This window comes from Acetobacter lovaniensis (genome assembly GCF_014207635.1).
Classification (GTDB): Bacteria; Pseudomonadota; Alphaproteobacteria; order Acetobacterales; family Acetobacteraceae; genus Acetobacter; species Acetobacter lovaniensis.
The window spans coordinates 158,380-184,626 of record NZ_JACHIE010000002.1; the positions used below are offsets into that span (position 1 = coordinate 158,380).

22 protein-coding genes, 2 tRNA genes and 1 pseudogene are annotated in these 26,247 nt (G+C 58.1%); 9 read left to right on the forward strand and 16 right to left on the reverse strand.

Annotation, left to right across the window (positions count from 1 at the left end; genetic code table 11):
- The first annotated feature begins 5 nt into the window (after window positions 1-5).
- The 6 genes from hisD (at window position 6) to HNR55_RS03975 (ending at window position 3,637) form a co-directional block, all read left to right on the forward strand.
- Complete coding sequence (hisD, locus tag HNR55_RS03950; RefSeq protein WP_166111650.1) at window positions 6-1,319, forward strand: histidinol dehydrogenase; 1,314 nt, start codon at window positions 6-8, stop codon at window positions 1,317-1,319.
- 69 nt (window positions 1,320-1,388) lie between these two features.
- Entirely contained in the window at window positions 1,389-1,607 is a 219-nt protein-coding gene (gene infA, locus HNR55_RS03955; protein WP_003623225.1) for a translation initiation factor IF-1, read from the forward strand.
- Window positions 1,608-1,609: 2 nt separating this feature from the next.
- A complete protein-coding gene (locus tag HNR55_RS03960; RefSeq protein WP_166111654.1) occupies window positions 1,610-2,242 on the forward strand; it encodes a Maf family protein in 633 nt (210 codons plus the stop codon).
- The gene (locus tag HNR55_RS03965) at window positions 2,239-3,324 is read left to right on the forward strand and encodes a ribonuclease E/G (protein WP_166111657.1); all 1,086 of its coding nucleotides are present in this window, start codon (window positions 2,239-2,241) and stop codon (window positions 3,322-3,324) included. The genes HNR55_RS03960 and HNR55_RS03965 overlap by 4 nt, the downstream gene beginning before the upstream one ends.
- The gene (locus HNR55_RS03970) at window positions 3,321-3,506 is read left to right on the forward strand and encodes a DNA gyrase inhibitor YacG (protein ID WP_373318175.1); all 186 of its coding nucleotides are present in this window, start codon (window positions 3,321-3,323) and stop codon (window positions 3,504-3,506) included. The genes HNR55_RS03965 and HNR55_RS03970 overlap by 4 nt, the downstream gene beginning before the upstream one ends.
- A gap of 55 nt (window positions 3,507-3,561) precedes the next feature.
- A tRNA-Phe gene (locus tag HNR55_RS03975) sits at window positions 3,562-3,637 on the forward strand.
- A gap of 582 nt (window positions 3,638-4,219) precedes the next feature.
- Here the strand turns inward: HNR55_RS03975 and HNR55_RS03980 are convergent.
- From HNR55_RS03980 to HNR55_RS04020, 9 genes and pseudogenes are all read right to left on the reverse strand, one after another.
- On the reverse strand, window positions 4,220-4,660 hold the full coding sequence (locus HNR55_RS03980; protein ID WP_166111663.1) for a hypothetical protein: 441 nt from the start codon (window positions 4,658-4,660) through the stop codon (window positions 4,220-4,222).
- 254 nt (window positions 4,661-4,914) lie between these two features.
- The gene (locus tag HNR55_RS03985; protein WP_166111666.1) at window positions 4,915-5,883 is read right to left on the reverse strand and encodes an ABC transporter substrate-binding protein; all 969 of its coding nucleotides are present in this window, start codon (window positions 5,881-5,883) and stop codon (window positions 4,915-4,917) included.
- Window positions 5,880-6,500, reverse strand: coding sequence for an ANTAR domain-containing response regulator (locus tag HNR55_RS03990; protein WP_184382562.1), 621 nt, complete (start codon window positions 6,498-6,500; stop codon window positions 5,880-5,882). The genes HNR55_RS03985 and HNR55_RS03990 overlap by 4 nt, the downstream gene beginning before the upstream one ends.
- Window positions 6,500-10,474 (reverse strand): bifunctional nitrate reductase/sulfite reductase flavoprotein subunit alpha, encoded by a 3,975-nt coding sequence (locus HNR55_RS03995; protein ID WP_166111669.1) that lies wholly within the window; start codon window positions 10,472-10,474, stop codon window positions 6,500-6,502. Before HNR55_RS03995 ends, HNR55_RS03990 begins: the two co-directional genes overlap by 1 nt.
- A gap of 7 nt (window positions 10,475-10,481) precedes the next feature.
- Window positions 10,482-13,379: a nitrite reductase large subunit NirB gene (nirB, locus tag HNR55_RS04000; RefSeq protein ID WP_166111672.1), complete on the reverse strand. Its 2,898-nt coding sequence runs from the start codon at window positions 13,377-13,379 to the stop codon at window positions 10,482-10,484.
- Between the two features lie 383 nt (window positions 13,380-13,762).
- Window positions 13,763-15,439, reverse strand: a pseudogene (locus HNR55_RS04005) (alginate export family protein).
- 34 nt (window positions 15,440-15,473) lie between these two features.
- Window positions 15,474-16,694 carry a nitrate/nitrite transporter gene (locus HNR55_RS04010; protein WP_166111675.1) on the reverse strand — a complete coding sequence of 407 codons (1,221 nt, stop codon included), beginning with the start codon at window positions 16,692-16,694 and terminating at the stop codon, window positions 15,474-15,476.
- 317 nt (window positions 16,695-17,011) lie between these two features.
- Window positions 17,012-17,728 (reverse strand): Crp/Fnr family transcriptional regulator, encoded by a 717-nt coding sequence (locus HNR55_RS04015; protein ID WP_166111678.1) that lies wholly within the window; start codon window positions 17,726-17,728, stop codon window positions 17,012-17,014.
- A gap of 54 nt (window positions 17,729-17,782) precedes the next feature.
- Window positions 17,783-18,259 (reverse strand): hypothetical protein, encoded by a 477-nt coding sequence (locus tag HNR55_RS04020; protein ID WP_166111681.1) that lies wholly within the window; start codon window positions 18,257-18,259, stop codon window positions 17,783-17,785.
- 147 nt (window positions 18,260-18,406) lie between these two features.
- Here HNR55_RS04020 and HNR55_RS04025 point away from each other — a divergent pair, with 147 nt between their 5' ends.
- Both HNR55_RS04025 and HNR55_RS04030 read left to right on the forward strand, forming a co-directional pair.
- The gene (locus HNR55_RS04025) at window positions 18,407-18,808 is read left to right on the forward strand and encodes a group III truncated hemoglobin (RefSeq protein ID WP_166111684.1); all 402 of its coding nucleotides are present in this window, start codon (window positions 18,407-18,409) and stop codon (window positions 18,806-18,808) included.
- Between the two features lie 28 nt (window positions 18,809-18,836).
- Window positions 18,837-19,139, forward strand: coding sequence for a DUF1971 domain-containing protein (locus HNR55_RS04030; RefSeq protein ID WP_166111688.1), 303 nt, complete (start codon window positions 18,837-18,839; stop codon window positions 19,137-19,139).
- 128 nt (window positions 19,140-19,267) lie between these two features.
- Here the strand turns inward: HNR55_RS04030 and HNR55_RS04035 are convergent, their stop codons facing one another.
- Window positions 19,268-19,780: a hypothetical protein gene (locus tag HNR55_RS04035; protein ID WP_166111691.1), complete on the reverse strand. Its 513-nt coding sequence runs from the start codon at window positions 19,778-19,780 to the stop codon at window positions 19,268-19,270.
- A 121-nt stretch (window positions 19,781-19,901) separates the two neighbouring features.
- Window positions 19,902-21,017, reverse strand: coding sequence for a THUMP domain-containing class I SAM-dependent RNA methyltransferase (locus HNR55_RS04040; RefSeq protein ID WP_166111694.1), 1,116 nt, complete (start codon window positions 21,015-21,017; stop codon window positions 19,902-19,904).
- A gap of 143 nt (window positions 21,018-21,160) precedes the next feature.
- On the opposite strand from HNR55_RS04040, the gene HNR55_RS04045 reads away from it, so the two are divergent.
- A complete protein-coding gene (locus HNR55_RS04045; RefSeq protein ID WP_166111697.1) occupies window positions 21,161-21,631 on the forward strand; it encodes a c-type cytochrome in 471 nt (156 codons plus the stop codon).
- A 108-nt stretch (window positions 21,632-21,739) separates the two neighbouring features.
- On the opposite strand, the gene HNR55_RS04050 is transcribed toward HNR55_RS04045, so the two are convergent.
- The 5 genes from HNR55_RS04050 to HNR55_RS04070 form a co-directional block, all read right to left on the reverse strand.
- Window positions 21,740-22,501, reverse strand: coding sequence for an SDR family oxidoreductase (locus HNR55_RS04050; RefSeq protein WP_166111700.1), 762 nt, complete (start codon window positions 22,499-22,501; stop codon window positions 21,740-21,742).
- Window positions 22,502-22,667: 166 nt separating this feature from the next.
- Entirely contained in the window at window positions 22,668-24,098 is a 1,431-nt protein-coding gene (locus HNR55_RS04055; protein ID WP_166111703.1) for a cryptochrome/photolyase family protein, read from the reverse strand.
- A gap of 10 nt (window positions 24,099-24,108) precedes the next feature.
- Complete coding sequence (locus tag HNR55_RS04060) at window positions 24,109-24,693, reverse strand: hypothetical protein (RefSeq protein WP_166111706.1); 585 nt, start codon at window positions 24,691-24,693, stop codon at window positions 24,109-24,111.
- Between the two features lie 220 nt (window positions 24,694-24,913).
- A tRNA-Arg gene (locus HNR55_RS04065) sits at window positions 24,914-24,990 on the reverse strand.
- Window positions 24,991-25,103: 113 nt separating this feature from the next.
- Entirely contained in the window at window positions 25,104-26,246 is a 1,143-nt protein-coding gene (locus tag HNR55_RS04070) for an alpha/beta fold hydrolase (protein WP_166111709.1), read from the reverse strand.
- Window position 26,247 lies beyond the last annotated feature (1 nt).

Here is a 26,247-nt window from a genome sequence, read left to right on the forward strand (position 1 = left end):
ATTCCATGAAACGGCTTAATACGCGTGATGCCGGTTTTGAGAGCGCCTTCAACGCGCTGCTGACCAACCGGGAAGAACAGGGGCAGGAAGTTACAACCCCCGTGGCCAATATTCTGGCCTCCGTGCGCAAGGAAGGCGACACCGCCCTGTGCGCCCTGACCGAACGCTTTGACCGCCTGCCCGTAACCCCGGCCACACTGGCCTTTACAGCGCAGGAAATTGCCGAAGCCACGGCACAGGTCAGCCCCGAACTGCTTGAGGCACTGGACGTGGCGGCCCGGCGGATTGAAAGCTTCCACCAAAAGCAGCTTCCATCCGACATGCGCTACACGGATGCCGAGGGCATGACCCTGGGCATGCGCTGGATTCCGCTGGATGCGGCGGGGCTGTATGTGCCCGGTGGCAAGGCGGCTTATCCCTCCTCCGTGCTGATGAACGCCATTCCCGCCAAGGTAGCCGGGGTCAGTCGGCTGGCCATGTGTGTGCCAACGCCTGACGGGGTGATCAACCCGCTGGTGCTCGCCGCAGCCGCACGCGCAGGCGTGACCGAAATCTACCGGGTAGGTGGCGCACAGGCCGTTGGGGCCATGGCTTACGGCACCCAGACCATCCGCCCCGTTGACCGCATTGTTGGCCCCGGCAACGCCTATGTGGCCGAAGCCAAGCGGCAGGTCTTTGGCCATGTGGGGATTGATAGCATTGCAGGACCGTCCGATGTGGTGGTCATTGCCGATTCGGGGTCCGACCCGCGTGTGATCGCACTCGACCTGCTAGCGCAGGCCGAGCATGACGAACTTGCACAGGCCACCCTGATTACCCCCGATTCAGCTTTTGCCGACAAGGTCATTGCGGCTGTGGATGCAGAACTTAAGGTTCTCTCCCGCACGGCCATTGCCAGTGCAAGCTGGGCCCGTAACGGGGCTGTGCTGATCACGCGCGATCTGCTGGAAGCCGTGGAACTGGCCAACCGTCTGGCACCCGAACATCTGGAACTGATGGTGGATGACCCCGAGGCCCTTTTTGTCCATGTCCGGCACGCGGGAGCCGCATTCCTTGGCCGTTTCTGCCCAGAAGCGGTAGGCGATTACGTGGGGGGACCAAACCATGTTCTGCCCACATCACGCACCGCGCGCTTTGCCTCCGGCCTGTCGATTTACGACTTCATGAAGCGCACCACTTTCCTTTCCGGCGGGCCGGATGCCCTGCGCCGGATTGGCCCTTCCGCCGTGGCTCTGGCCCATGCCGAAGGGCTGCAAGCCCACGCCTTTAGCGTTTCTGCCCGGCTGGATGCCCTGGCAGAGCACACACCTAATGCTTGACCGCCAAGCGCCCCTCAACCATATCTGCTGACCAAACTCCCGTCAGTTTCAACATACACGAAGGATGCAATGTCTAAAGAAGACATGATCGAATTTAGCGGCACAGTCACCGAACTGCTGCCTAATGCCATGTTCCGCGTAAAGCTGGACAACGAACACGTTATTCTCGCCCATACCAGCGGCAAGATGCGCAAGAACCGCATTCGCGTTCTGGCGGGTGACCGGGTGAATGTGGAAATGACCCCTTATGACCTGTCCAAAGGTCGTATCACCTTCCGCTTCAAGTAAGCATGACTTCCTCCGGGCAGACACAGGCGGGGCAGACTACAGCCCCTCTACTGGTTCTTGCGTCCGCCTCCCCCCGCCGTATTGCGTTGCTGGAACAGATCGGGCTTGTGCCCGACCGCGTTCTGCCTGCCAATATTGACGAAACACCCACAAAGGGTGAAACGCCAAGGGCCTATGCCCAGCGCGTGGCCACCGAAAAAGCCAGATGCGTTGCCGCAACGCTGGAAGACCCTGCTCTGGTACTGGCAGCCGATACGGTGGTGGCCCTTGGCCGACGTATTCTGCCCAAGGCCGAAGACCGGGAGAGTGCGCGCTTCTGTCTGGAGCGTCTCTCTGGCAGGCGGCACACCGTGCTGACCTGCGTTGTGGTTGCCCCCACAGCCAGTTGGCCCCTTGGGCGGCATGGCACACGGCTGGTGGAAACCGCCGTAACATTCTCACGCCTGACACCCTACCAGATTGATGCCCTGCTGGATGCGGGGGACTGGTCTGGCAAAGCGGGCGGATATGCCCTGCAAGGCCATGCGGCAGGTTTTATCCGGGCTCTGTCCGGGAGTGCCTCGGGCGTTATTGGCCTCCCGTTGTTTGAAACAGGCCAACTCCTGCGCGGCCAACCCGGTAGCTGGCTAGCGTGAGCCTGTTCCTGCGCATTGCCACCTTCCCCGGCGAAATGCGCATTGCCGTTACCAGAAACGACACGTTGCTGGATTTTGCGCTCTGGCGCCCCGCTGCCCCGGACATGGTGGGCAGCGTGTACCACGCCCGCATAGAAGCCCTGACCCCAGCCATGGGGGGCGCTTTTGTTGCACTTGGTGGTAACCAGAGCGGTTTTTTACCCTTGCAGAACAACGCCCCTAAACTAACGGAAGGGCAGGCCGTCACGGTGGAGGTCAGCCGTGCCGCGCAGGGTGGCAAGGGCCTGCGCCTGCGCCTGCTGGCCGCTGATGTGGCCTCGGAGCAAAAGGGGCTTGTAACCCCCGGCCCCACACCACTGGCCCGGCTGGCAGCTTTGTGGCCTACTGCCGCTGTGGTGGTGGACAGCCCGGCAGCAGCAGCTCTTATTCCACCCGCACTCCGTGACCGGCGTGAACCGGGTTTTGCCCCCTACCCCGACTCCATAGCCGCAGCCTGTGATGCGCTGGAGGAACCGCTTGTTGCCCTGCCCGGTGGCATGGAAGCGACCATAACCCCCACCCCGGCCCTGATCGCGATTGATATGGACGCGCCCCCCGCACAAACGGGCCATACCAAACAGACCGCGCAGTTTGCTGCCAACCGCGACGCCCTGCCCGCGCTTATGCGCCAGATCCGGCTACGCAACCTGTCTGGTGCCATTCTGATAGACCCGGCAGGCCTTGCCACCCGCAAGCGCCACGCCTTGCTGGAGCCGGTTAATGCCGCACTCAAGCCAGACCCGCTTAACCCGCGCTGCCTGGGCATTACTGCCCTTGGGCTGATAGAAATTGTGCGTGCCCGTATTTACCCTTCCCTGCCCGAGTTGCTGAACAGCCCGCACGGCCGCGCGCTGCGGGTGCTCCGGCATATTCTGGTGCATGCCCCTCAGACAACGCAGATAACGGGTGGAGCAGGCATTATCCGCGCACTGGAGCAGGACCCCGAAGCCGTGGCCGACTGCGCACGCCAGCTTGGCCACAAACTGAGCCTGCACACAAACCACGCCCTGCCCGATTTGACATGGACTGTTCAGGAATCCTGATGAGCAAAGCCGCCAAATGCCCGATCTGCGGGCAACCCAGCACCCCTGACTACCGCCCTTTCTGCTCCCGCCGCTGTGCGGATGTGGACCTTGGCCGCTGGTTTGGCGGCAACTATCGCATCCCCGGCGAACCTGTGCAGGAAACGGATGGTGAAAAACCTGAAATAAATGATGAAACATGACTTGATCTCAACAGCGAGCTGAGATAAATCCTCTCTCACGCCGCAAGGCTGCGGTGCCCAAGTAGCTCAGTTGGTAGAGCATGCGACTGAAAATCGCAGTGTCACTGGTTCGATCCCGGTCTTGGGCACCATTATAACGCAGTAAGCTGCATCTCCCATGACAATTTGATGTAATTTGCGTTTATCGCTCTTTGTGCATGTTTGCATTTTCACACCCGCCTACAAGGGCACTGCGACAGTTGGAACAACACTGGCTCCTGTTGGTTGCCATTTCCTTACTCATTTCCAGAGCGATGGAAGCAACTTCAACAGCAAGAAACCCAAGTGTTCGTTCAATAGTAGACACTCTTCCCGCCCGGTTGAGAGTGGCATCTGTCTGGCTTCTCCTGAGTGCTGCCTCCCAATGCGGAAACTGCATTCGTAAGACTTGTTCATCATTACACTGAGGGGAAGTCTGCGTGTTCGGGTCACTGCGCTGTAGGGCAGCCCACAGGCAACAGCGTGCGCCGAGACCGCTGGACTCCACGCTATCGCTGCCCCCAAGCCAGAAACGACTATATTCCCATGTCCCGGGACCGCCATGCCAGCGCCTTCGGCCGCCCCAAGCAAAGTACGACCGTAATTGGCCTTCCAGTTGGCTTCGTCAAATATTGTGACTAAACTCTGATAACTTCTTATTTAATAAATGATTTTTCGAATTTCCTATTGACTTTTTATTCTTGGATTTTATTGATTTTATCTAGAAAATTAACAAATGACTGTATGTCGGTTTCCCACGTTGATATTTTTTGATCATCTTCATTGGTAAACCTTAAATCTCCCAAATCAGCCTCATTAGAAATTATTTTATCCAATGGATGTTGATCAGCAAGAATCATCTTATTTTGCAAATAAACAATATCGTCTTGTAAATAACACGGCCAAGACATAAAGAAATTAGATGTGTTCGGATTATGAACATCAACAAGAAAGTAAGATTTTTTCTTCTTTAAAAGTAATTCGGCTGCATGCCGCCATTGCTTCTGGTAAGAAGCCTTATCGAAAAAAGTTGTATTCGAAAAAAACCTTTCATTGAAATCATTGATGATTATTTTCCCCCAGTACCCGTCTTCATCATAGAAATTACCACTTTTTTCTAAAAACAGGTCAAACATGACTAGCCCTTTATCGGGTTGAGTGAAAAATCGAATACATCTGATTTCTTGTCTTTTCTGTCAGACATGCTTCATCCGCTCCCCACGTTATGAGCGTCACTCTTTCTTGTAATATATTGTCTTCCATTTCAAAATTCTGTCTGCACTCCATAAATTGCATAGCAGGTTCTGTTCCACTTTGCTGTGGTGCATCTCCACTGATTGCGCCCCACTATACCAACCAGAGAATTCGCACAGAAGCATGCCATCATTGCTTAAAACAACAATGGCACGTTCCATTTTTCTTCCAGAAAACTGTGTTCTGTTTGAGTGATCCAGCCCAGCCCCTGCATGTCATCCAGCATCCACGCCACGTTCCCTGCCTCTGTATGACTATGGATGTAATGTGTTTTTTCCGTAAAGTCTTCGCCATTCAAGGTTTTAAGGGTTGCGGCTTCGGGCAGGTTTAATCCTTTCTCTTCCAGCGGTGCGGCCAGGTCATGTGCAACAGTCTGTCTGTTTTCCGCATTGCGCAAAAAAATCATGGCATCGTTCAGCGCGTTGATAATTGCTTTGCAGACATCCTGATTTTGAGACGTGCCTTGTGGCACAACAAACTGCTTTTCAATATGACGCGGCATAACGGTTTGAGAACCACCGGCCAGAAAAGCAAGGTTTTGCAGGCATGCTTCTGTCCCCCATGGTGGACCGACACACCCGCCATCTATGGAGCCATTCATCAGGGCGCTGATAATATCAGGTGGGGGCATGACCTGAATTTCAATATCCTGCTCCATGTTCACCCCTATGGATAGCAGGAACCGCTTGAGGATAAGAAAATGGGTTGAATACATATGCACAACAGAAAGCTTTGGACGGCGGCCGATTGTAGCGCGCCATGTCTCAAAGGCCTCACGCCCCTTATCCCCCGTGGGCCACTGGCCCATCAGCGGGTTGGTGCCACGCAGTATAACAGTGTTGCCGCCATAGCTTAACGTCGCAAGGGGCTTGAGTGCTGGCATATGCCCACGCCTACCCAAAGAGGTCATCATGGCCAGTGGCGCAAACATAATGGCTGCATCCAGTGTTTTCCAGACCAGACCATCTGCGATATTGGCCCATGAGGGAGAAACCACCAGTTCTGTCCTAAGCCCGTATTGTGCAAACAGGCCCGCATTATGGGCAAGCATAACGGGCGCACTATCAGACAGGCGCAGCAACCCGATACGGAGAGGTCTGGTCATGGTGTGTCGCTTTTCTGCTGCGCGGCGAGGTACTGTGTGGCCACAGTGACAATACGCTGGGATGTTTGCATCGCCCGCCCTCGGAACCAGCGATATGCCTGTGTTTCATTTGTTTTTTCATTTTTCATGAACAGCTTTTTGGCCTGATCAATAATCCTGCGCTCTTCAATTTCCTGCTGTGCGGCGCTGAGTTCCGCCCGTGTGCGCTGAAAACGCTCATAGAGCGCAATGGCTGCACGAAGCAGCGGCTTAACATCGTCCGGGGGGGCATCCAGAACATTGTAGGAGCATACCCCTGTATCAAACGCGGTTTCCATAAGGCCTACATCGTCCTCATCCACAAACAGGGCAATGGGCCGTTCCAGTGCTGGAACAGACAGTGCGCGCACGCTATCCAGCGCATCACGGTCTGCGCGGGCCATGTCCACAAGCACAACATCGGGGTAGTACTGGTGCACGGCTTCTATCAGGTTCATGCCAACAGGAACGGACTGTACATCAAGCGACGGGTCCGCACGCAGCGTATCGGACAAGGCCTTTGCCCGTCCGGGGTTTTCATCGGCAACCAGCACCTTGATGGGGGTGCGCATGGGGGATGGGGCAGGATATTTATCCATTAATAAATATCTCGCAGGTAGCGGCCCCCTCTGGTTAGCCCGGCAACATAATCATCTGCCTGGCTTGCTGGCATGGCCCCATGCCGTGCCACAATACGGCGCAATGCGGCATCCACATCACGCGCCATACGCGCCGCATCTCCACAGATATAAAGGAAAGCCCCGGCCTGCAACCAGTTCCATAGCTCTGCCCCGGCTTCCTCCATCCTGTCCTGCACATATATCCGCTTGGGTTGATCGCGCGAAAACGCGGTATCAAGCCGTGTCAGGCACCCGGTATGTGCAAAGTGGGCCAGTTCCTCCTGATAGTAAAACCCTTCCTGAGCGTGCCGTTCGCCAAAAAACAGCCAGTTGCGCCCTGTTGCGCCAAGGGCTTCACGCTCCTGCAAAAACCCGCGGAATGGCGCAATACCCGTGCCGGGGCCGATCATGATCACATCCGTCCCGCCATCTGCGGGAAGATGGAAATGCGTTGTGGGCTGGACAAAAACCGGCACATCGGCCCCTGCTGGCAACCCGGCAAGCCAGTTTGTGCACACACCGGGCCACGGATCGTTATTAACGCCAACAGTCAGTTCCACCACCCGCCCCGACACGAGCGGGGAGGAAGCTGTGGAATAAAGCCGGGGCTGCATCCTGCGGAACAGGGCGGGCACGTCCTGTGCCGCAACATCAAGGCGGGCCGCCTGCAACAGTTCGGGCAGATAGCCGCCTTCGGTCCGGCCCAGTGCGTGCAGCATTGCCGGGTTGGGGCGTGCCAGATCAAAATGGCGCAACAGGGCATCGTGCAGCCCAACGGTGCCTGCGCCTTTTAGGGTCACGGGAGTGTCCGCAGGCAGGCCCAGTGCCGCCAGAGCGGTTTTGACAACCTCCACGGCATTGCAGGGCCATATCCCCAGCGCATCTCCGGGCTTCCAGTCCAGACCGCTCCTGCCCAGGTCCAGACCAATACGACGTGTATCCTTGCTGGCAGCGCCCTGACACAAGCGTTCATTCAGCGCAAGGCGGGCAATAACCGGCGCATCCCTTGTGCCAACTCTGGGCTCGGGCTGCGTGGGGATGGATGCGGCCTCCCCTCCGGGGGGTAGGGGCACTGGAGGTGTTGTGCTGTCCAGCACAGCCAGAAGCTGGCCACGCCAGACTTCTACCGTGTCCTCAAAATCCGGCTCGCAATCCACGCGGTCCATGATCATACAGGCACCCAGTTCCCGCAGGCGGCCATCCAGCGCACAGCCAAACCCGCAGAAACTGGCATAGGAGGAATCCCCCAACGCCAGAACCGCGCAGGAGAGGCCAGTCAGTGCCTCCTTACGCGCACGCAGGGTGTCCCAGAATGGGGTTGCACAATCGGGGGGGTCACCATCCCCAAAAGTGGAGACAACAAAAATCGCCTTCCCCTGCCCGAGGTCCGCATCCTTGCAGTGATCGAGACAGGCAAGTTCCACCGTATATCCAGCCTCCCGCAGCCAGACAGCCACGGTAGAGGCCAGCGCTTCCGCCCGACCAGTCTGCGATGCCCACCAAACCCGGATGCTCTGCCGCACGGCAAGAACATTCGGGGGAAGAGGCTGGGCACACCCCTCCCCCACACGGCTGAACAGGCCCGCCAGCAGGCCGTTTACATAACTCCGCGCCTCCACAGGCAGGGGGGCGGATGCGGGTACATCCGGCACCAGACCGGGTTGTGGGGGCACCATACGCAACCCTTCCAGAAAACCTTTCAGCCATATTCTGGCCTGTTCGGGCAAATCTGGCTGAAGGGCTGGATCATCAAGGGAGAAATGGCGCATCAGGGTATCAAGCGGCATAGGGGCACTTCCTTCTTCCTGACGGGGGGCTGGGAGCGGCAACACATCTGGCGCAACCCGCTCCAGCTTAACGGCACAGAGCTTGAAGCCGGGCTGGAGGGAGAGCGGGTCCACATCATCCGACGTAACTGCATTGACGGCCATGTCCGGGCCAAAGCGGTCATTCCAGTGGAATGGGGCAAAGCACTGCCCCGCCCCCACGCGCTGGCTGATTTGAACAGGCAGAACAATGTGCCCACGGCGGGACGTCACCCTGACACGATCATCCGCCTGCAACCCAAGTAACTGTGCATCCTGTACCGAAACCTCCACAAATGGGCCGGGGTTCAGGCGGTTCAGGCTGGCAACACGGCCTGTTTTGGTCAGGGTATGCCACTGGTGTTGCAGTCGGCCACTGTTGAGCACAAAGGGGAACTGCTCATCTGGCCATTCCTGCGGGCGCATCCACGGGCGCGCGTAAAAAATCGCACGCCCATCGGGGGTGGGGAAAACCGGCAGCACCTGCCCGGCCGGTACGTAGCGCACCGGGTGGCGGGCCTGTGTATCCCCCACAGGGGCAGGCCACTGCACCGGGCCCTGACGCAGGCGCTCATAACTCACTCCGGCGCAGTCATAGCCGGTTTTGGGGTTTGTAAAACGGCTGAGTTCTGCAAACACTTCGGAGGATGAGGTAAAGGAAAAACCCTGCTCAAACCCCATGGCGCACGCAACGCGGGCAATAAGCTCCCAGTCGGCCAGTGCTTCCCCCGGCGGAGCAACCGCTTTTTGCGCCAAGGTCATGGTCCGGTCGGAATTCACCTGCACGCCATCCGCTTCTGCCCAAAGGGCGGCTGGAAGCAGACTATCGGCAAATCCTGTGGTTTCACTATCTGCAAAGGCATCCTGCACAACCACGTAATCCGCTTTTTCCAATGCCCGTATGACATGGCCGCGATTGGCAACAGTAGCCACAGGGTTGGTGCAGATAATCCAGCAGGCTTTTATGCGGCCTTCTTCCATGGCCTCAAACATGGCAATGGCGCCATTGCCCCCTACATCCCGCAGGGTGCCGGGGGGGAGCTTCCACTGCGCCTCCACAAACGCGCGGTCTTCCGCCACCAGCGCGCTGCGCTGCCCCGGCAGCCCCGGCCCCATATAGCCCATTTCGCGCCCACCCATGGCGTTGGGCTGGCCGGTCAGGGAAAACGGGCCGCAACCGGGCCTGCACAGCGTGCCTGTGGCAAGGTGCAGGTTGCATAGCGCATTGGTGTTCCATGTTCCCGCAACACTCTGGTTCAGACCCATGGTCCACAGGCTCATCCAGTCCCCGGCCTGAGCAATCCAGCGGGCGGCGGTCATAATATCCGCAACAGGCAGGCCTGTTATTTCGGCAACAGTGCTGGGCGCATACTCTGCCAGAAAAGCAGGCATGGCGTCCCACCCACGGGTTGCCTGCGCGATAAACTGTTTGTCGATGTCTCCATTTTCAACAAGAATATGCAAAAGACCGTTCAGCAGGGCCAGGTCTGTTCCCGGGCGGATGGGCAGGTACAGGTCCGCTTTTTCCGCCGTTGCCGTTTTGCGTGGGTCCACCACAATCAGCTTTGCCCCGGCTCTTTTCCGCTCCATCAGACGCAGGAACAGGATCGGGTGGCAATCGGCCATGTTGGACCCGATAACAAAAAACAGGTTGGTGGAGTCCATATCCTCATAACTGCCCGGTGGTGCGTCTGCCCCGAACGAGAGCTTGTAGCCCGTGCCTGCCGCTGCCATGCACAGGCGGGAATTGGATTCCATATACTGGCTGCCAACATACCCCTTTGCCAGTTTGTTAATGAGGTACTGTGCCTCCAGAGACATCTGGCCGGACACATAAAACGCAAGTGCGTCCGGCCCATGTGTATCCAGAATACTGCGTAACCTTGCCGCCGTTGTGCCAATAGCCTGTTCAAGCGGAACCGCCACGGCATCCGCTCCACGTTGCGGGCGCAACAAGGCCGTTTTTAAACGTTCCTGCGCGTATACAGGCTTATCGCAGGAAGCGCCTTTGGTGCATAAACGACCGGCATTGGCAGGGTGCGTGGCATCACCCCGCACCTTTGCAATTTTTCCATCCTTGACATCCAGAATAATCCCGCACCCAACGCCACAGTACGGGCAGGCAGAGCGGAAGGCAGAATCAGGCATGGCCACGTCAGGCAGGTGTCAGTTCAGGCGTGCCCTGACCGGCGCGCACCCTGATCTGCACCTTGCCGTCCACCAGCCGTGCATCCCATGTGCGCAGCCGGACAGACGCATCCTCCAGACACTGGCCATCTTCCAGACGGAAGTGCTGCTTGTACAGTGGTGAGGCCACAACCCGCTGCCCCTTGATCTCCCCTATCAGCCCACGGCCAATAATGTTGGCATGCGAAAACGGGTCATGGTTATCCAGCGCATACACACAGGCAGGCTCGGCCTGCGTGGCCGGAACATAGAACAGGGCAACCTGATTGCCCTCGCACCATGCGACCACACCGGATTTTTCCACAAGGTCCGTTTGCGCGCACAGTTCCGTCCATGCCTGCGGACCTGCAAGGCTCCCTGCTTCGGGCAGGTTGGCAGCGGGCCGGACCTGATCGCGCTCGGCCACGGTGCGAATGTTGGGGTCTGGGCGGGCATCGTTTACAAATGTGCGGAAGCGCTTGAGTTTATCCTTGTCACTCAGTGCGTCCCGCCATTCGCAATGGTAGCGGTCCACCACCAGTTGCATCTGACGTTCCAGCTCTTCGGCAATGCCAAGACTGTCGTTGATGATCACGTCCTTGAGGTAATCCAGCCCGCCTTCCAGATTTTCACGCCAGACAGAGGTCCGCTGGAGTTTATCGGCCGTGCGGATATAGAACATGAGAAAACGATCTATATATTTTATCAGAGTTTCTGAATCGATGTCGGTTGCAAACAGTTCCGCATGGCGCGGCCGCATACCGCCATTACCGCAGACATAAAGGTTCCAGCCGTTTTCTGTGGCGATAACCCCCACATCCTTGCTCTGTGCCTCCGCACATTCACGCGTGCAGCCAGAAACCGCAAACTTGAGTTTGTGGGGCGAGCGTAACCCCTTGTAGCGGTTTTCCAGATCAAGGGCCTTGCCCACACTATCCTGCACGCCGTAACGGCACCATGTGCTCCCCACGCATGATTTTACGGTGCGGGTGGATTTGCCGTAAGCCTGCCCCGTTTCAAACCCTGCATCGAGCAGTTCTGTCCAGATTTCTGGCAACTGGTGCAGTTGCGCGCCAAACAGGTCGATCCTCTGCCCACCAGTAATTTTGGTGTAGAGATCATATTTTTTTGCAACCTGACCAAGCACGATCAGCTTGTCCGGTGTAATTTCCCCACCGGCTATGCGTGGCACAACCGAGTAGGTGCCGTTCTTTTGCATATTGGCCATGAACGTGTCGTTCGTGTCCTGCAGGGGAATATACAGCGGGTCGGTTATGGGCTTGTTCCAGGCCGAAGCAAGAATGGACCCAACCGCAGGTTTGCAGATGTCGCACCCCAGACCGCCATGACCATACTGCTGCATCAGCTCTTCAAATGTCTGGATACCGTGCACCCGGACCAGAGAATACAGCTCCTGCCGAGTATGGGAAAAATGCTCGCACAGGCTGCGATCAACCGTAATGCCCCGGCTTTCCAGCTCCGTTTCAAAAACACTTTTCAAAAGGGCGGCACACCCGCCGCACCCTGTGCTGGCTTTTGTGGTCTGCTTGAGTTCCCCCAGATCGGTGCACCCGGCATCTATTGTTGCGCAGATCGCCCCTTTGGTCACGTTATGGCATGAGCAGACCATGGCCGTATCGGGCAGGGCATCGGCCCCAAGCAGTTCCGCCCCTTCCCCACGCGGGAGAATCAGTACTGCCGGGTCGGCCGGAGGTTTGATCGCATTCTGCACGTACTGGAGAATGGTGTCGTAATACGAATTATCGCCCACCAGCACGGCACCCAGAACACGGGTGCCATCACCAGACAGCACGAGCCGCCTGTAAGTGCCATCTGCCTCGCCAATAAAGCGGTAGCTCCTGCTCCCCGGCGTTGCCCCGTAGGCATCGCCAATGGAGCCTACATCCACGCCCTGCAATTTGAGCTTGGTGGACATGTCCGCCCCGGTAAACGCGGCCTCCTCGCCTGCCAGAATGGCCGCAACGGTGCGGGCCATGGCATAACCGGGCGCAACCAGACCAAAAACCTGCCCCTGCCAGGAGGCACATTCCCCAATGGCAAAAATGGCCGGGTCTGACGTACGGCAGCTCTGGTCAATAACAATTCCGCCGCGCGCCTGCACCTCCAGCCCGCACTCACGCCCAAGCTGGTCCTGTGCGCAAATACCAGCAGAAAACACCACCATATCGGTTTCCAGAAACGTATCGTCTGCAAAAATCAGGCGGTGTCGGCTGGTCTGACCCGGTACAATCTGCTTTGTGACATGGGATGTGCGCACATCTATCCCCAATGCCTCAATCCGGCATTTGAGCGCATCCCCGCCTTCCTTATCCAGCTGAGCGGGCATAAGATGCCCCCCAAGCTGGATAACGCTTGTATGCAAGCCCAGTATTCTCAGGGCGTTGGCGGCCTCCAGCCCAAGCAGGCCACCCCCGATAACCGTACCGTGCCGCGCCCCCTGTGCTGCTGCGCGGATAAGGTCCAGATCTTCCAGATTACGGTAAACAAGCCCAGCCGTACCGGTGTTGCCGGGCACCGGGGGCACAAAGGGGGTGGAACCGGTTGCCAGAATCAGGGTTGTGTACTGCAAAGCACCTTCTGCACTGTGTACGGTCTGCGCCTGCCGGTCGATGCGGTTTACGCGCACCCCACGGTGCAGGGTAATGCCGTGTGCCGCGTGAAAATCTTCCGCATGCAGGCGCAGGGCCAGTGCATCCTGCCCGGTCATGTATTCGGTCAGGTGCACGCGGTCATATGCATCGTGCAGTTCCTCGCCAAATACATGGATGGCACAATTTTCATTCAGGCCGTGCATGACAAGCTGTTCCGCACAGTAGTGCCCCACCATGCCATTGCCGATGATAACGATAGTGCCGGAAATGGCCATGGTCAGTAACTCCTCGCAATTTGGGAACAGGGGATGGCAACGCGGGCGCACCTATGCACGCATGACTGCCCAGAAGCGTGCAACCGCCCCCGCAGGAGACTTGCGCACAGGGGAAGATAATGCACGTTACAAAAAACAGAATGTGAAAAACGCTGCACCATTATGGAACGGTTCCTGCGTTTGCACTGTGTGCAAACACGCCTTGCTCAGGCCAAGGAGCCGCCGTTGACCCCTGAACAACTCGCCGTTAACCCGTTACCACCGCCGCTGACGGTAACTGTTATGGGATGCTTCCAATTAGTTCCCTACACGAAATAAAATCAATAGGGAACCACAGATCACAACAGGGCAGACCCTCACCCACATCGTTCCGGCACATGGACCTAGAACTTGAACTCCATGGTCTGCATGTAAAACATGCCGCTTTTTGCTCCGGCCTCACGCATGCCGTGGGATGAGGCAAAGCCTGCGATATCATGTGTCCAGGTAAAATGCGGGGCAAAGCTCCATGCAACCTGCACCTGAGGAGAAACACCAACAAAGCCCCCATGCAGGTTATTCCGCCAGGCATAGGTCTTGCCTGTTCCATACACGGCATCCTGCGTGCTCTCACGCCAGAAGGCGGGAACATGAAGCCTCAGGCGCAGATTTGGCTTTGGTGCGGCTGTAATCACTGGACCGACCCCCACAAGGTTCTGGGAGGTCAGGGCGAGTGTGACGTCGTTATAGTAAGGCAGTGCGACATAAGGTGTTACAAAAGTCCCGACCGCGCCATTTTTGCTGTTATAATTACCACCGGAAAACACATCCCCCTGAATCCCGAAAGATGGTTTACCCAGAAGGTTTTTTGCACTCCAGCTAATACTGCCGTTAACCGCGAACGCGCGGACAGGGCGGGTTTGCGCGCTCTCCTGCGCGGGACGAAACTGCCCACCCTGAAAAACCCCGGTCAGATTAACATCAAACGGACCGGCATTCCCCCACAGACGCCCGCCTATATTATCCCGGCGGGTGGAGCCTGCTTCCGTCTTGCCTGCCTGAGCAAGAGGCAGGGCCGCATTGGCACCGTTAAACAGGTAGCCAAGAAAAAACACATCGGCAAAAAGCTGGCTCTTCTGCTTCATAAAAGAAAATGATGGCAGTGCCGTGGATGTGTAGGCCCCATACATGCGGGCATTATAACTTGTGCCATCCGCAAATACATCAACCGGCGTTTTATTGGTCTGCATGAAGTCAAACAGGTCAACACGGAAGGACTTCCACACCGCGTAGCCACGCACGCCGTCCCATGTCTGCTGCACGTTGGGCAGGTCACGGGCTGACTGCATGGAAACCGGTGCATCCACAAACACCTGCCGCCCGCCGATAACCCCCATGCCGGCCCCCAGCAACCGCCCCTTTACCTCCAGAATCCCTTGCTGAAGGTCCAGCCGCTCGCGCTGTGTGCCTGCCTGATACCCGTAGTAATTGGAACCCCCGGCCACACCCCACAAAAACTCGGCATAGGCGCGCACATGTTCACCAAGATGCAGGTCTGCACCATACATGTTGCGCAACAGCACGCGGCTGGAATTGGTTTTGCCTGCTGTACCCATCATGGGCTGGTTTTCAAATATATAGCGTAGCCGTTCCTCTCCACTCAGGGAGAGCCAGATACTACCTGTATTATTCAGGCGTATGTATTTAAGACGATTGAACCAGTCCTTGTTTCTTTTTGCCAGCGGAACATTTGCAAGATCGCTCCAGTCCTCCGCCCAGCGGACCTACCCATAGCCTGCCATTGTTCCAAAGCCGCTGGCTGCCTGCTTGCCTGCGTTGAACACCCCCCAATCCTGTGTATGCGGGATACGCTCCGCAGCTTTTACGGGTTTGGGGGTGTTTTTTTTCTCTACCGCCATAATGGTCTGGCGCGCACTCGGGGCGGTATCCTGTGCTGGAACACTGACTGTCTGCGCCAAAGCGGGGTGTATCCCCACAGTGCCCAGCAGCACAGCCGCATGAACCGAGATTGGCCAGCTCTGAAAAAGGACGCACCTGAGGTGCTTACAATTCTTGTTCATGGTCACGTCTTATAATCCATAGCTAAAAGGGAAATCAGGAAATTGCGGAAAAGCCGGTCGTGTCAGTCCCCTGTGCGCCCGCTGGTTTGTTCCAGCTTCTGCGGCAGATGGATACACAGACAAGCGCCACCAGAGCAATACCGGCAAAAGCCAGAAACCCCAGACTATAAGACCCCGTGGCCTGCCGTGCGGCACCCAGCGAAGATGCCAGGTAAAACCCGCCAACCCCACCGCTCATGCCGACCAGCCCGGTCAATATACCCACCTGTTGCGCAAAACGTGTGGGAACCAGTTGAAAAACGGCACCATTTCCCAGACCCAGCACCAGCATGCCCACAAAAAAAGCGGGAAACGCCAGCCAGATCGTAGGCAGTCCAAAACCGATCAGGCCAAAAATAACGGTTGCCGCCCCGTAGAGTATGCATAGCGCGCGCTCGCCCCCAATACGGTCTGCCAGCGCGCCACCCAGCGGGCGGATAAAAGAACCTGCAAACACAACCAGCGCGGTGCAGCTCCCCGCCACTGCGGGGGAAAGACCATACTGGTCATTAAAATAGATGGTCAGGAAGGAGGCCAGCCCGACAAAGCCGCCAAATGTTACGCCGTAAAAGAACATCAGTGCCCAGCAATCGGCTTTTTTCAAAACCGGGAGCCATGCCACAAGGCCGGCACTCGGGTGGCGGGGCGGTTCTTTGGCAAGGTAGATAAAGGCACACAGCACAAGAACAAGCGGCAGCGTGGCCAGCCCGAACACGTTGGTCCAGCCATAAAGGGCCGCAAGCCCGGGCGCGAACAGGGAGGCAAGTGCCGTGCCGGAATTACCAGCCCCGGCAATACCCAGCGCCGTACCCTGATACTGCGGAGGGTACCAGCCCGATGCCAGCGGCAGCGCCACCGCAAAGGAAGCCCCGGCCACACCCAGAACAAAAGCCACCGGGAACAGGCCGATATAACTGTGTGGTGCCAGCATCCATGTTGCCGCAAGACCGGCAATAACAAAGGACTGCATGCCTATGGCAACGCGGCGCGGGCCATAATGGTCAACCAGTGCGCCAGCAACAACCCGCAACAAGGCCCCTGCGAGCACTGGCATGGCCACCAGCAGCCCTTTCTGGGCGGAATTCAGGTGCAGATCATGCGATATGGCTATGCCCAGTGGTCCAAGCAGCACCCAGACCATGAACGACACATCAAAATATAGAAAAGCGGCAAGAAGAGTGCGGGGATTACCAGCTTTGAGGAAACCTCTATCCATAATACCTATACCTAGTGCCGGACTGAACGTCAGACACGCCCACTATGGGCAAGAAGGCCATCATTGGCCCCCAATGTAGATATCATCATGACCTTATGGATCGGATGCCTGCGTTGACATCTACCCTATCTGTTTCAAGGATGACGTCATGTTATTCCGATGTCAAAATGTTTTTATGCGCAGACTGCCCTTCGCTGACCACTGTTCGGTTTTTGCCACACCGAAGGCGCATGTCTGACAAAACTGCAACTTTTCCGCATAGTCTGGAAGGGCCATAGAAGAGTCTGGGAATAATGCGTGTCCTGCACTCTGTTTTTCTACGAAAGTTCACCCTGTGCAATCCTGCGCAACCTGCTTGCATCACGCACAGCCAGCATCTGGCGTGAGCGGGCAAGGAGCCCCGCTTTCTCCCACGCGGTCAGCACGCGGCTGGCGGTATGAAGCGTTGTGCCAGCCAGTTCCGCCACATCCCTGCGGCGTAGGGGCACACAGATCACACCGGTCTCAGCCTGCACGGCACCACTCTGCTCAACCAGCATGAGCAGGGCATGGGCAATGCGCTGTTCTGCACTCTGGGTTGCCATTTCACGCAGGCGATTTTGAACATTGGCAAGCCGCTGCCCGACCATGCCGATAATGTTGATCGCAATTTGCGGGTGGTTCATGGTCAGCGCCAGAAAATCCGCTTTTGACCAGCTTGCAATATGCGAAGGCATCGCTGTTTCAGCGTCCGCCGGGTAATACCCTTCGGTAAACAGCGCGACGGTGCCAAACATTTCCCCCGGCGCAATCATGCGCATCAGTGCCTGCGCGCCATCGCTCCCGATCTGGCGGATACGCACAGCCCCCACAAGCACCGCATAGGCACGCTGCGCCTGCGCCCCCTGCGTGAGAACACTGACCCCACCCGGTAAAACATCAACCCGCGCCAAAGAGATAACATGCGCCTTGACCCCGGACGGCAGTCCCTTCACCAGATCAAGTGCGCAAATGGCCTTGGCCGTATCCTCTGGACGCGTTTTTTGCTCAGACATGCCATGACCTTTACACCCCTTATGCCGCGCAGGGTATTCCTGCCATGCGCACGATCAGAACAGTGACCAGCCATGACTGCCTGCCACGGCACCAAAAATGGTCACAAGACCCAGCACCAGCAGTACAGCATGCACGCGTTGCAGGACGGCAAAAGCAGCCTCCGGGTCGCGCTTTGCCCAGACGTTAAAATGCCGGTGGAGAACAAGAGGCTCCGCAACAAACAGAACAAGGGCAAAAACCAGCCACAGCCCCACCATAGCGTGCATCCACCAGAAACCGGGTTCAGAAAAACGGGACCAGAGGTCCATTTTCATGACCATAAAAAGCCCGCTCAGCCCGACAAGCACCACAGCACTGCGCGCCTGCCACACAAAACGGCGCTCAAAAGCCTGAAAAGCCGCAAGTCTGTCAGGCCCGAACACACCATGACGCAGGGCAGGCAAAGCCGCTGTGGTGGCCATTGAGACCCCGCCAATCCAGATCACGACCCCAATCACATGCAGTGCTCGGGCGATTGCCAGCTCGTCCATCCATTCCTCCTTGGGAAAGTTGCCATTTTTATCAGTCAAACCGCATTTCTAGTGCATTCTTGCCCTGCCGGGTTTGCGCTGGCGCAACCTTTCTGCCAGTCGCATCAGATAGAATATGCTCAACACCCAGTTAAGGAGGCCCATGTCATGAGCAGACCGCCACTGAACGAAGACGGGCTGACGATGCTTGTCGAAGCCTTTTACACGCGTGTCCGGGCCGATCCTGACCTCGGCCCCATTTTTGAAGATGTCGTGACCGACTGGCCGGAGCACCTGCAGACACTAACGGCTTTCTGGTCTTCCGTCATGCTGGGTACCGGGCGCTACAAAGGCCAGCCAGTACCGGCGCATATGCAGTTCCGTGACAGGATCACGCCAGAACTGTTCGATCGGTGGCTGGCCCTGTGGCGCGAGACCACATCCACACACATGCCAGCAGATGTTGCCGCCACTCTTCAGGACAAGGCGGCCAACATTGCCAGAAGTCTGCAATTTGCCCTCTCTTTTTACGCCAGACGTGCTGTACCCCAACACAACACAGTGCCCTGACGCAAAACACTTCAGAAAAGTCACGCCCATGACCGAAGTCGAGCCATATCGTTCCACACCCGTGTTCGATCAGGACACGCTGCCTGCCGCCTTGCGCACGCGCCATAATACCAGAGCAGGTGTGTGGGGAGTGATCCGGGTGCTTGAAGGAGCCCTGAAGCTCACTTACCTCGACCCGCCATCCGAACTCCTGCTGACACCACTCACCCCCGGTCTGATCCTGCCGCAGCAGCCACATTTTGTGACACCCGTCGGCACCATGACAATGAGAGTGGATTTTTACGATCAGTCACCACCCGATGCTCTTTTTTCCCGCCCCGTTCACATATGAGCAACTCCGCTCATACGCGTCATGCTCCACCCGCTCCGCGCGGCTCTGCGCGGCTCTGGCCACCGGCTGCCCTACGGCACCCATTCTACAGAATTGCTTGTTCTATCACCATCTTTCAGGTTTTATTCCTAAAGATGCAGGCGCATATGGGTGCGCAGATCATTACACCGCCTGGCATACTGGGACGCCTTGGATGCCGTGAAATAATTGATCAGAAACGCACCCAGCAGGGAGCCGAACGAAATGACGGTCAGCAGTTCCCCTGTAAACAGGATGGGGGCATCATAATGCAGGGCGGAATACCACAGCAGCCCTATGCTCAGCACCGCGCCACAAAACCCGAGTACGCCGGTTGATTTGAGCAAGGAGTCCTCAACACTTTCAAACGCCGATGTCTCCCGCCACAGGTCGAACAGCTTGCGGTCCACATCATCCACGGCGGCGGCGTGTTCCTTGATTTCGGCTTCGGTACGCTTATTGGGGTTTTTACGATGAATATCGAGTTCCTGCCGCGCCTTGGCAAACACGCGCCGCCGCTCCTTGATGGCGGGCAGGCTGATGTCCACAAAGCTGAGAATAGCCACGTTAAGACCAGCCGATAACTGCACAACGGCCTGAAAATCGCCCCATGTCACACTCATTTTCTGGCACCTTACCCCTGGCTCACCTGCTGATCGGGCTTCTTTTTATAAAGCAGGGTGCGGGAAATAAAGGGGGAGTGCGGGCATGTCCGTCATGCCCGCACCCCTACCACACCATCCCCTATGGCAACGGTGCGGTCTGGTACAACGAAACACGCAGCCCCCCATGGGGCACGGGGGCTTCGGGCGGCAAAAATGGCAGGCCGGTCCCGTGGGCAAGTTTTGCCTCGGTCGTGACAATAGCCACACGCCAGCCCGGAAAATGCGCCAGCATGGTCTGCCCAAACGCACTGTAAAGGGGGAGCAGGCTCTGCTTGTCCCCGATGCGGGTGCCATAGGGTGGGTTGGCAATAACCAGCCCCGCAGGCCCCGGTGGTGGCCGCAGGGCGCTGATTGGGGTCTGTGCAAAGGTTATGTAGTCCTGCACACCCGCGCGTTCGGCGTTGGCGCGGCTCATGGTTATGGCGCCCGCATCCCGGTCGCTCCCATAAAAATGGACCGACGGTGTGCGTTCGCTTTTAACCGCGCGCATCTGCTGCCATGCCTGCGCATCAAAGGTCGCCAGTTGTTCAAAGGCAAAATGGCGCGCCCGGCCGGGGTTAAGGCGGGCGGCAATTTCGGCGGCCTCAATCACAAACGTACCCGAGCCACACATGGGGTCCAGCACTGGCTCCTGCCCGTTATAGCCACACTGGCGCAGGAACAGGGCCGCCATTGTCTCCCGCAGGGGGGCGCGGTTAATCGCCTGTTTGTAGCCGCGCCTGTGCAGCAGATCGCCCGATGTATCCACGCTTATGGTGCAGATATTCTGCTCAATCCGCGCACGCACCAGCACCGGCGCGTCATCCGCCTGTGTGGCACCCAGCGTCTGGGTAATGGCTTTGCCTATGCGTTCAGCCGCAGCACCGGCATGGTACACGCGTGAGCCCGCACAGCTTGCCTCCACCCGAAAGGGCACATCCGGGCGCAGAACGTCCTGCCACGCAACCTGCCGCGCGCGCCGGTCGAGCTGGGACAGATGCAGAGCAGGAAAAGACGCTATGCGCGCCAGAACCCGGCTGCTCCCACGCACCCACAGGTTTGCGCGCCAGACCTCCGGCCACCCGCCGCGGATAACAACCCCGCCGGGCACGGCCACGGGCTGCCTGAACCCTTTAAGCCGCACCTCCGCGCACAACACGGATTCCAGCCCCGGCACGGTGGCTAAAAAGATCTCAAAGTCCTTGTCTTTCGTCATGACGCCTGAATGACAGGAAGCCAGCCCAACGGCAACTTTATCCTTGCCCCATCCGTACGCGGGTCTGTGCGCAAGGGGAGTTGAGATACGGTCAAACCCGTGTATAATTATTGCGCAACCGAACGATTGAGCAGGAGCTTTTCATGAAAAAAACCATTCTGGCTGTGCTGGCAGCGACTGCGGGCCTGTCTGGCCTTGCAGGGAACGCACACGCAGCAGCCGATGGTGCGCAACTGTTCGCAACACACTGCGCCATGTGCCACCAGAGCACCGGCAGCGGCGTGCCCGGGCAGTTCCCTCCGCTTAAAGGCCGTATCAACCAGATTGCAGCCACCCCCGAGGGCAAAACCTACGTCATTCACGTCATGCTCAACGGTCTGGCAGGCAGCCTGAAGGTTGGTGGCATGTCCTATATGGGCTACATGCCCTCCATGGCCGCCATGTCGGATGATGATCTTGCAGCACTGCTGAGCTATGTTTCCGCCCTGTCGGGCGATGCCTCCGCCCCGGCCTTTACTGCGGACGAAATCAAGAACGCACGGGCAACCCCCTTCCAGCCGGGCCAGATTCTGGAAGAACGCAATACGCTTAACGCCGCCCACCCGCTGCCATAAGCCGCTGCCCCATTGCGGGCAGACCACAAAAAAAGCCTCCCGCAGCACTGTGCGGGAGGCTTTTTTTGTTGCCCCCGGCCCGTTCAGGCACCGGGGGTGCAAAATGGTTTACTGGGCCGTGTAACCACCATCAATCACCAGTTCGCTCCCGGTCATGAACTTGGATTCGTCAGACGCCAGATACAGAATACCGTAAGCAATATCGTCCGGTTCACCCAGATGACCAAGCGGGTGCAGGTCCACCAGCTTCTGGCGTGCGTCTGCTGCATCCTTGGTCAGCCCCTGCACCATGGGGGTCCAGATATAGCCCGGATGCACGGAATTGACCCGAATCCTGTAGCCCGACTTGGCACAGTGCAATGCGGCGGATTTGGTAAACAGGCGCACGCCGCCCTTGCTGGCGTTATAGGCTGCAAGGGTGGGGTCGCCGACCAGCCCTTCAATGGAGGACAGGTTGATAATGGACCCGCCCCCCGCTTTTTTCATGGCTTCAACCGCATATTTGGTGCCAAGGAACACACCATTGAGGTTGATGGACTGCACACGCTGCCAGTCTTCCAGGCTCGTGCTTTCCACCGTGCCATTATAGGCGATACCGGCATTGTTGACCGCAATATCCAGTTTGCCAAAAGTCTGCTCGGCCAGATTTACGGCATTCTGCCAGTCCGCTTCCTGCGTAACGTTGAGTTTGACAAAAAGGGCCTCGCCCCCGGCGGCCTTGATTTCGGCTACCGTGTTGTGCCCCGCTTCTTCCTGCAAATCGGCGACGACAACCCTGGCACCTTCCTTGGCCAGCAGAATTGCGGTGGCCTTGCCAATACCGTTGGCGGCCCCTGTCACAATGGCGACTTTTCCTGCTACGCGGGTCATGTATCTGCTCCATGGTTTGTTCTGTCCTGTCATGACAAACGCAAACCGAAGCCTTTGGCCTTGATGCCCGTCAAAAAAATTATTTTCTTCACCATATTTTCAAAAAATCAGGCTTTTACCCTTCACTCCCCGGGTAAGTCAGGCACAAGACCAGTACGGACCTTGTTCATATCCCGCTTTTTTGCGCGTTCCATGCCGCCAGTGCCCGTGCGCGCGCCACGCCATGGTCCACAATGGGGCTGGGGTAGCCGGTCGGCTGCAACAGGGTTGCCTGCCATGGGGTATGAATATCCGGACCATGCAGCCCCGCCAGTTCGGGCACCCATGTCCGGATATACACCCCATCGGGGTCGAATTTCTGCGATTGCAGGATGGGGTTCATAATCCGGAAAAAAGGTGCCGATTCCACCCCGGTCCCGGCATTCCATTGCCAGTTCATAGGGTTGCTTGCGGGGTCATGATCCACCAGCGTATGGGCAAACCAGCGTTCGCCCTCGCGCCAGTCAATCAGCAGGTGTTTGACCAGAAAGGACGCCACAACCATACGCACCCGGTTGTGCATAAGACCTGTCTGCCAGAGCTGACGCATGCCCGCATCAACCAGCGGGTAACCCGTGCGCCCCTTTTGCCAGCATTCCAGCCCCTTAGGGTCTACCCGCCATGGCATTGTATCAAACTCGGGCCTGAGGTTGCGTGTGCTCATATCCGGGTGTTCCCATAGCAAGGACCACGCAAATTCCCGCCACCCGATTTCGGAGAGAAATTTAGCCCCTCCATCCTGCGCATCTGCCGCCGCCACGGCGTGCCAGATCTGTGCGGGTGTTATCTGGCCCGTGCGCAAAAAGGGAGAAAGCTCGGACGTTGCATCCCTGCTGGGAAAATCCCTGTCCTGTGCATAGTTTTGCAGGGCATGGGCCATAAAGTCATGCAGTTGCGCATACGCGTCCTGCTCGGCAAAAGCATGGTAGGGCTGCATGGCCTCCGCCCAGCCCGGCAGGTTCTGCACCGCGGCATCGGGCAATATCTGTGCGTCTGGCAAAGCCGTGCATGGTGCAAACGCCATACTTGGGGGAACCGGCAAGGGGGCCGGGTAATGGGCCGTAGCACTGGCCGCACGCCAGAATGCACCAAAGACCTGAAAAGGCTGCCCGGCCTTGCTCCGCACGGTCCATGGCTCATGCAGCAGGCTGCCCGGCGTACTGTGCACCACCACACCCATCTGTTTAAGCTGGGCCTTGAGCCGGGTATCCGTCGCTTTACCCGCCGGGTCGTAACGACGGTTCCAGAACACCTGCGTACACCCGCCTTCACGCACCAGATCAGGCAGAATCTGCTCCGCCTGCCCCACAAACAGATGCAGGCGGCCACCATATGCGCGCAAGGCATGGTCCAGCGCCTGCACACTCCGGGTCTGCCACCAGTCCAGAGCCGTTGTGCAGGCCGCGCCAGCAGGGCGCACATATACACACCACAGGGGCTGGCCGCTCCGCACGGCGTTGGTCAGGGCAAGGTTGTCGGCCAGTCGCAGGTCATCGCGGAACCAGACCACAACGGGGGGTAGGCTGGTCTTACCCACACCGGCACCTGCTGCGTACATGGTGACCGCGTTAGTTCACCGGACCATCGGACAGACGCACAAGCACCTTGACCGGGTTGCCGTTATCATCTGGTCCTACGTAAAAATCACGCCATGTGTTGCGCGTAAAGATCCATGTTTTGGCAAGGTTAACCCCAAGGGCGCTGCTTTTGCACGGCGGGCTGCCATCCCCCGGCTGACTGTTGGCACACTGGGCACCGCCCCCGTTAGTAGGCAGGTACACATTGGTCTCCAGCGTTGCCGTGCGACCATTCAGGCGGATTGTGCCCTCCACCCCGACTTTTTTACTGACCTCCAGCGGCGCCCCCCCCTGCGGCGGTGCGCCCTGCACCACAACATCGGAAAAATTGGCAGGATTAACCGAGCACACCTCAGACGCCGCAGTGCTGATTGTGTGTTCCACATCGTTCACGGTCACCACCACATGCACATCAATAATGTAAACCGGGCCGGACACACACAATGTGCTCTCACCATCATTGGCGGCATAGGGCGATCGGGGCACAGAAGCCGCCTGGGCGCTGACGGCAGGCAGGAACGCAGCGACTGATGCAATAAACAGGCAGGATGCCACAACAAAAAGTTTCCGCTTCATCACCACTGCCGCGCCCTTTATCCACCGTTTGTAAAAAAGCTGTCCTGAATACCACGCGCAATCTGGCATGAATGGCCGAGAATAAACAGTCTGTCCGCGCGCGAGAAGCACTTACCCGCAGCATAAACAGGGGAGAACAGCCCGGATGGGTCTAACCCAAAACGGGAAAGTGTCTAACCCGGCCTATAAACCGCAGTTTCTGGCTATTTTTACAGGGAAATGGTGGACCCGACGCGATTCGAACGCGTGACCTTTGCCTTCGGAGGGCAACGCTCTATCCAGCTGAGCTACGGGTCCGTTGGCCCATCTCCTAACCTAAAGCGGGGGGCGTTGCCAAGCCTTTATCTTTCATATCCGCCCGAACAGGCCAGCACCGGCAGAATAACCCCTGCAAGGCGCCACCACAGAACTTAGGGAGGAACAACACCATCCAGTCTGGCAGGCAGGAACCATGCCGGGCTGCGCCCACCCAGCCCACTGGCGCCCTGCTCCTGCGCCAGCCATACGGCGGCGGTTATATCGCCCCCCGATGGCAAAAAACGTTCTGGCTGGTTGATCCAGCTGGCAATATCCCCCTGCGCCCGCGCGCCGCGCCGGTCACGCAGCAGCAGGTGGTGCCCTCCGGTTATCAGGTCCAGCCGGGCTGACGGCGGCAGTTTCCCCCATGCCTGCGCCATGGCCTGCGGAGGCACAAACTGGTCCTGATCTCCATACAGGCACAAGACGGGGCCACGCACCTCTGGTGCCGCACCCGCTGCGCTGCGCATGAGGGCCACCAGCCCGCGCAGGGCTTCCAGCCGGGTCTGGCGCAGGGTGAGCGGGTCATAATACAGGCGGATAAGGGCTGCGGGGTTGTCGCTGGCCACAACATGCACCGGCAGTTCGTGCCCCGTTACAAAACGCTTGGGAAAAAATGTGGCTAGAACATCCAGAGGAATATCCGCCCCCACTCCAAGGTCCCACACAGCGGGGGCCAGCAGTATGGTCCCCGCGACCTTGGGAGCATCCGGGCCGGACATGAGCAGCATCAGCACAGCGCCCCCCATGCTCTCCCCCATAAGGTAAAGCGGCACGTTGGGGTGGGTCTGGCGGGTCTGTGCTTCCTCCTCACGCGCATCGGCAACCAGTTGGGCACTTCCTGCCCAGCCCCCACGCAGGGGAGCCGCCCCAAAGCCACGTATGTCGGGGGCGACAAGCGTAATCCCCTGCGCTGCCAGAGCCGGGGCGGAAGACTCCCATGCGTCCCTGCTGTCATTAAACCCATGCAGGGCCAGCACAACCGCGCGTTCACGCCCATGGGCCTGCCACACCCGCACGGGTATGGCCGCACCATCGTGCAGGGTCATCACCCCATCAGGCGGAACAAGGCGGGCAGCGGCGGCATACCGGGGGGGAGGAACAGGTGCGGGGGGTGGCACACTGGCGCAGCCTCCAAGCAGAGTCAGCCCACATGCGAACAGGGGCAAAGCCCTGCTCCAGCGCCGAAGCACGCCTTTGCTCACGCGTATGGGAAAAGATGCCTGCTGCACAACCACGGCTACAATGCGTATCATC

Excerpts from the sequence above, each read along its gene's own strand:
- HNR55_RS04010 (WP_166111675.1), bottom strand. The coding sequence starts at position 16,694 with ATGGATAGAGGTTTCCTCAAAGCTGGTAATCCCCGCACTCTTCTTGCC.
- HNR55_RS04055 (WP_166111703.1), bottom strand. The coding sequence starts at position 24,098 with ATGTACGCAGCAGGTGCCGGTGTGGGTAAGACCAGCCTACCCCCCGTT.
- HNR55_RS03980 (WP_166111663.1), bottom strand. The coding sequence starts at position 4,660 with ATGTTTGACCTGTTTTTAGAAAAAAGTGGTAATTTCTATGATGAAGAC.
- HNR55_RS04070 (WP_166111709.1), bottom strand. The coding sequence starts at position 26,246 with ATGATACGCATTGTAGCCGTGGTTGTGCAGCAGGCATCTTTTCCCATA.
- HNR55_RS03985 (WP_166111666.1), bottom strand. The coding sequence starts at position 5,883 with ATGACCAGACCTCTCCGTATCGGGTTGCTGCGCCTGTCTGATAGTGCG.
- HNR55_RS04015 (WP_166111678.1), bottom strand. The coding sequence starts at position 17,728 with ATGTCTGAGCAAAAAACGCGTCCAGAGGATACGGCCAAGGCCATTTGC.
- HNR55_RS04040 (WP_166111694.1), bottom strand. The coding sequence starts at position 21,017 with ATGACGAAAGACAAGGACTTTGAGATCTTTTTAGCCACCGTGCCGGGG.
- HNR55_RS03995 (WP_166111669.1), bottom strand. The coding sequence starts at position 10,474 with ATGCCTGATTCTGCCTTCCGCTCTGCCTGCCCGTACTGTGGCGTTGGG.
- HNR55_RS04060 (WP_166111706.1), bottom strand. The coding sequence starts at position 24,693 with ATGAAGCGGAAACTTTTTGTTGTGGCATCCTGCCTGTTTATTGCATCA.
- HNR55_RS04025 (WP_166111684.1), top strand. The coding sequence starts at position 18,407 with ATGAGCAGACCGCCACTGAACGAAGACGGGCTGACGATGCTTGTCGAA.
- HNR55_RS03990 (WP_184382562.1), bottom strand. The coding sequence starts at position 6,500 with ATGGATAAATATCCTGCCCCATCCCCCATGCGCACCCCCATCAAGGTG.
- nirB (WP_166111672.1), bottom strand. The coding sequence starts at position 13,379 with ATGGCCATTTCCGGCACTATCGTTATCATCGGCAATGGCATGGTGGGG.
- HNR55_RS04045 (WP_166111697.1), top strand. The coding sequence starts at position 21,161 with ATGAAAAAAACCATTCTGGCTGTGCTGGCAGCGACTGCGGGCCTGTCT.
- HNR55_RS03960 (WP_166111654.1), top strand. The coding sequence starts at position 1,610 with ATGACTTCCTCCGGGCAGACACAGGCGGGGCAGACTACAGCCCCTCTA.
- HNR55_RS04050 (WP_166111700.1), bottom strand. The coding sequence starts at position 22,501 with ATGACCCGCGTAGCAGGAAAAGTCGCCATTGTGACAGGGGCCGCCAAC.
- infA (WP_003623225.1), top strand. The coding sequence starts at position 1,389 with ATGTCTAAAGAAGACATGATCGAATTTAGCGGCACAGTCACCGAACTG.
- HNR55_RS04030 (WP_166111688.1), top strand. The coding sequence starts at position 18,837 with ATGACCGAAGTCGAGCCATATCGTTCCACACCCGTGTTCGATCAGGAC.
- hisD (WP_166111650.1), top strand. The coding sequence starts at position 6 with ATGAAACGGCTTAATACGCGTGATGCCGGTTTTGAGAGCGCCTTCAAC.
- HNR55_RS04020 (WP_166111681.1), bottom strand. The coding sequence starts at position 18,259 with ATGGACGAGCTGGCAATCGCCCGAGCACTGCATGTGATTGGGGTCGTG.
- HNR55_RS04035 (WP_166111691.1), bottom strand. The coding sequence starts at position 19,780 with ATGAGTGTGACATGGGGCGATTTTCAGGCCGTTGTGCAGTTATCGGCT.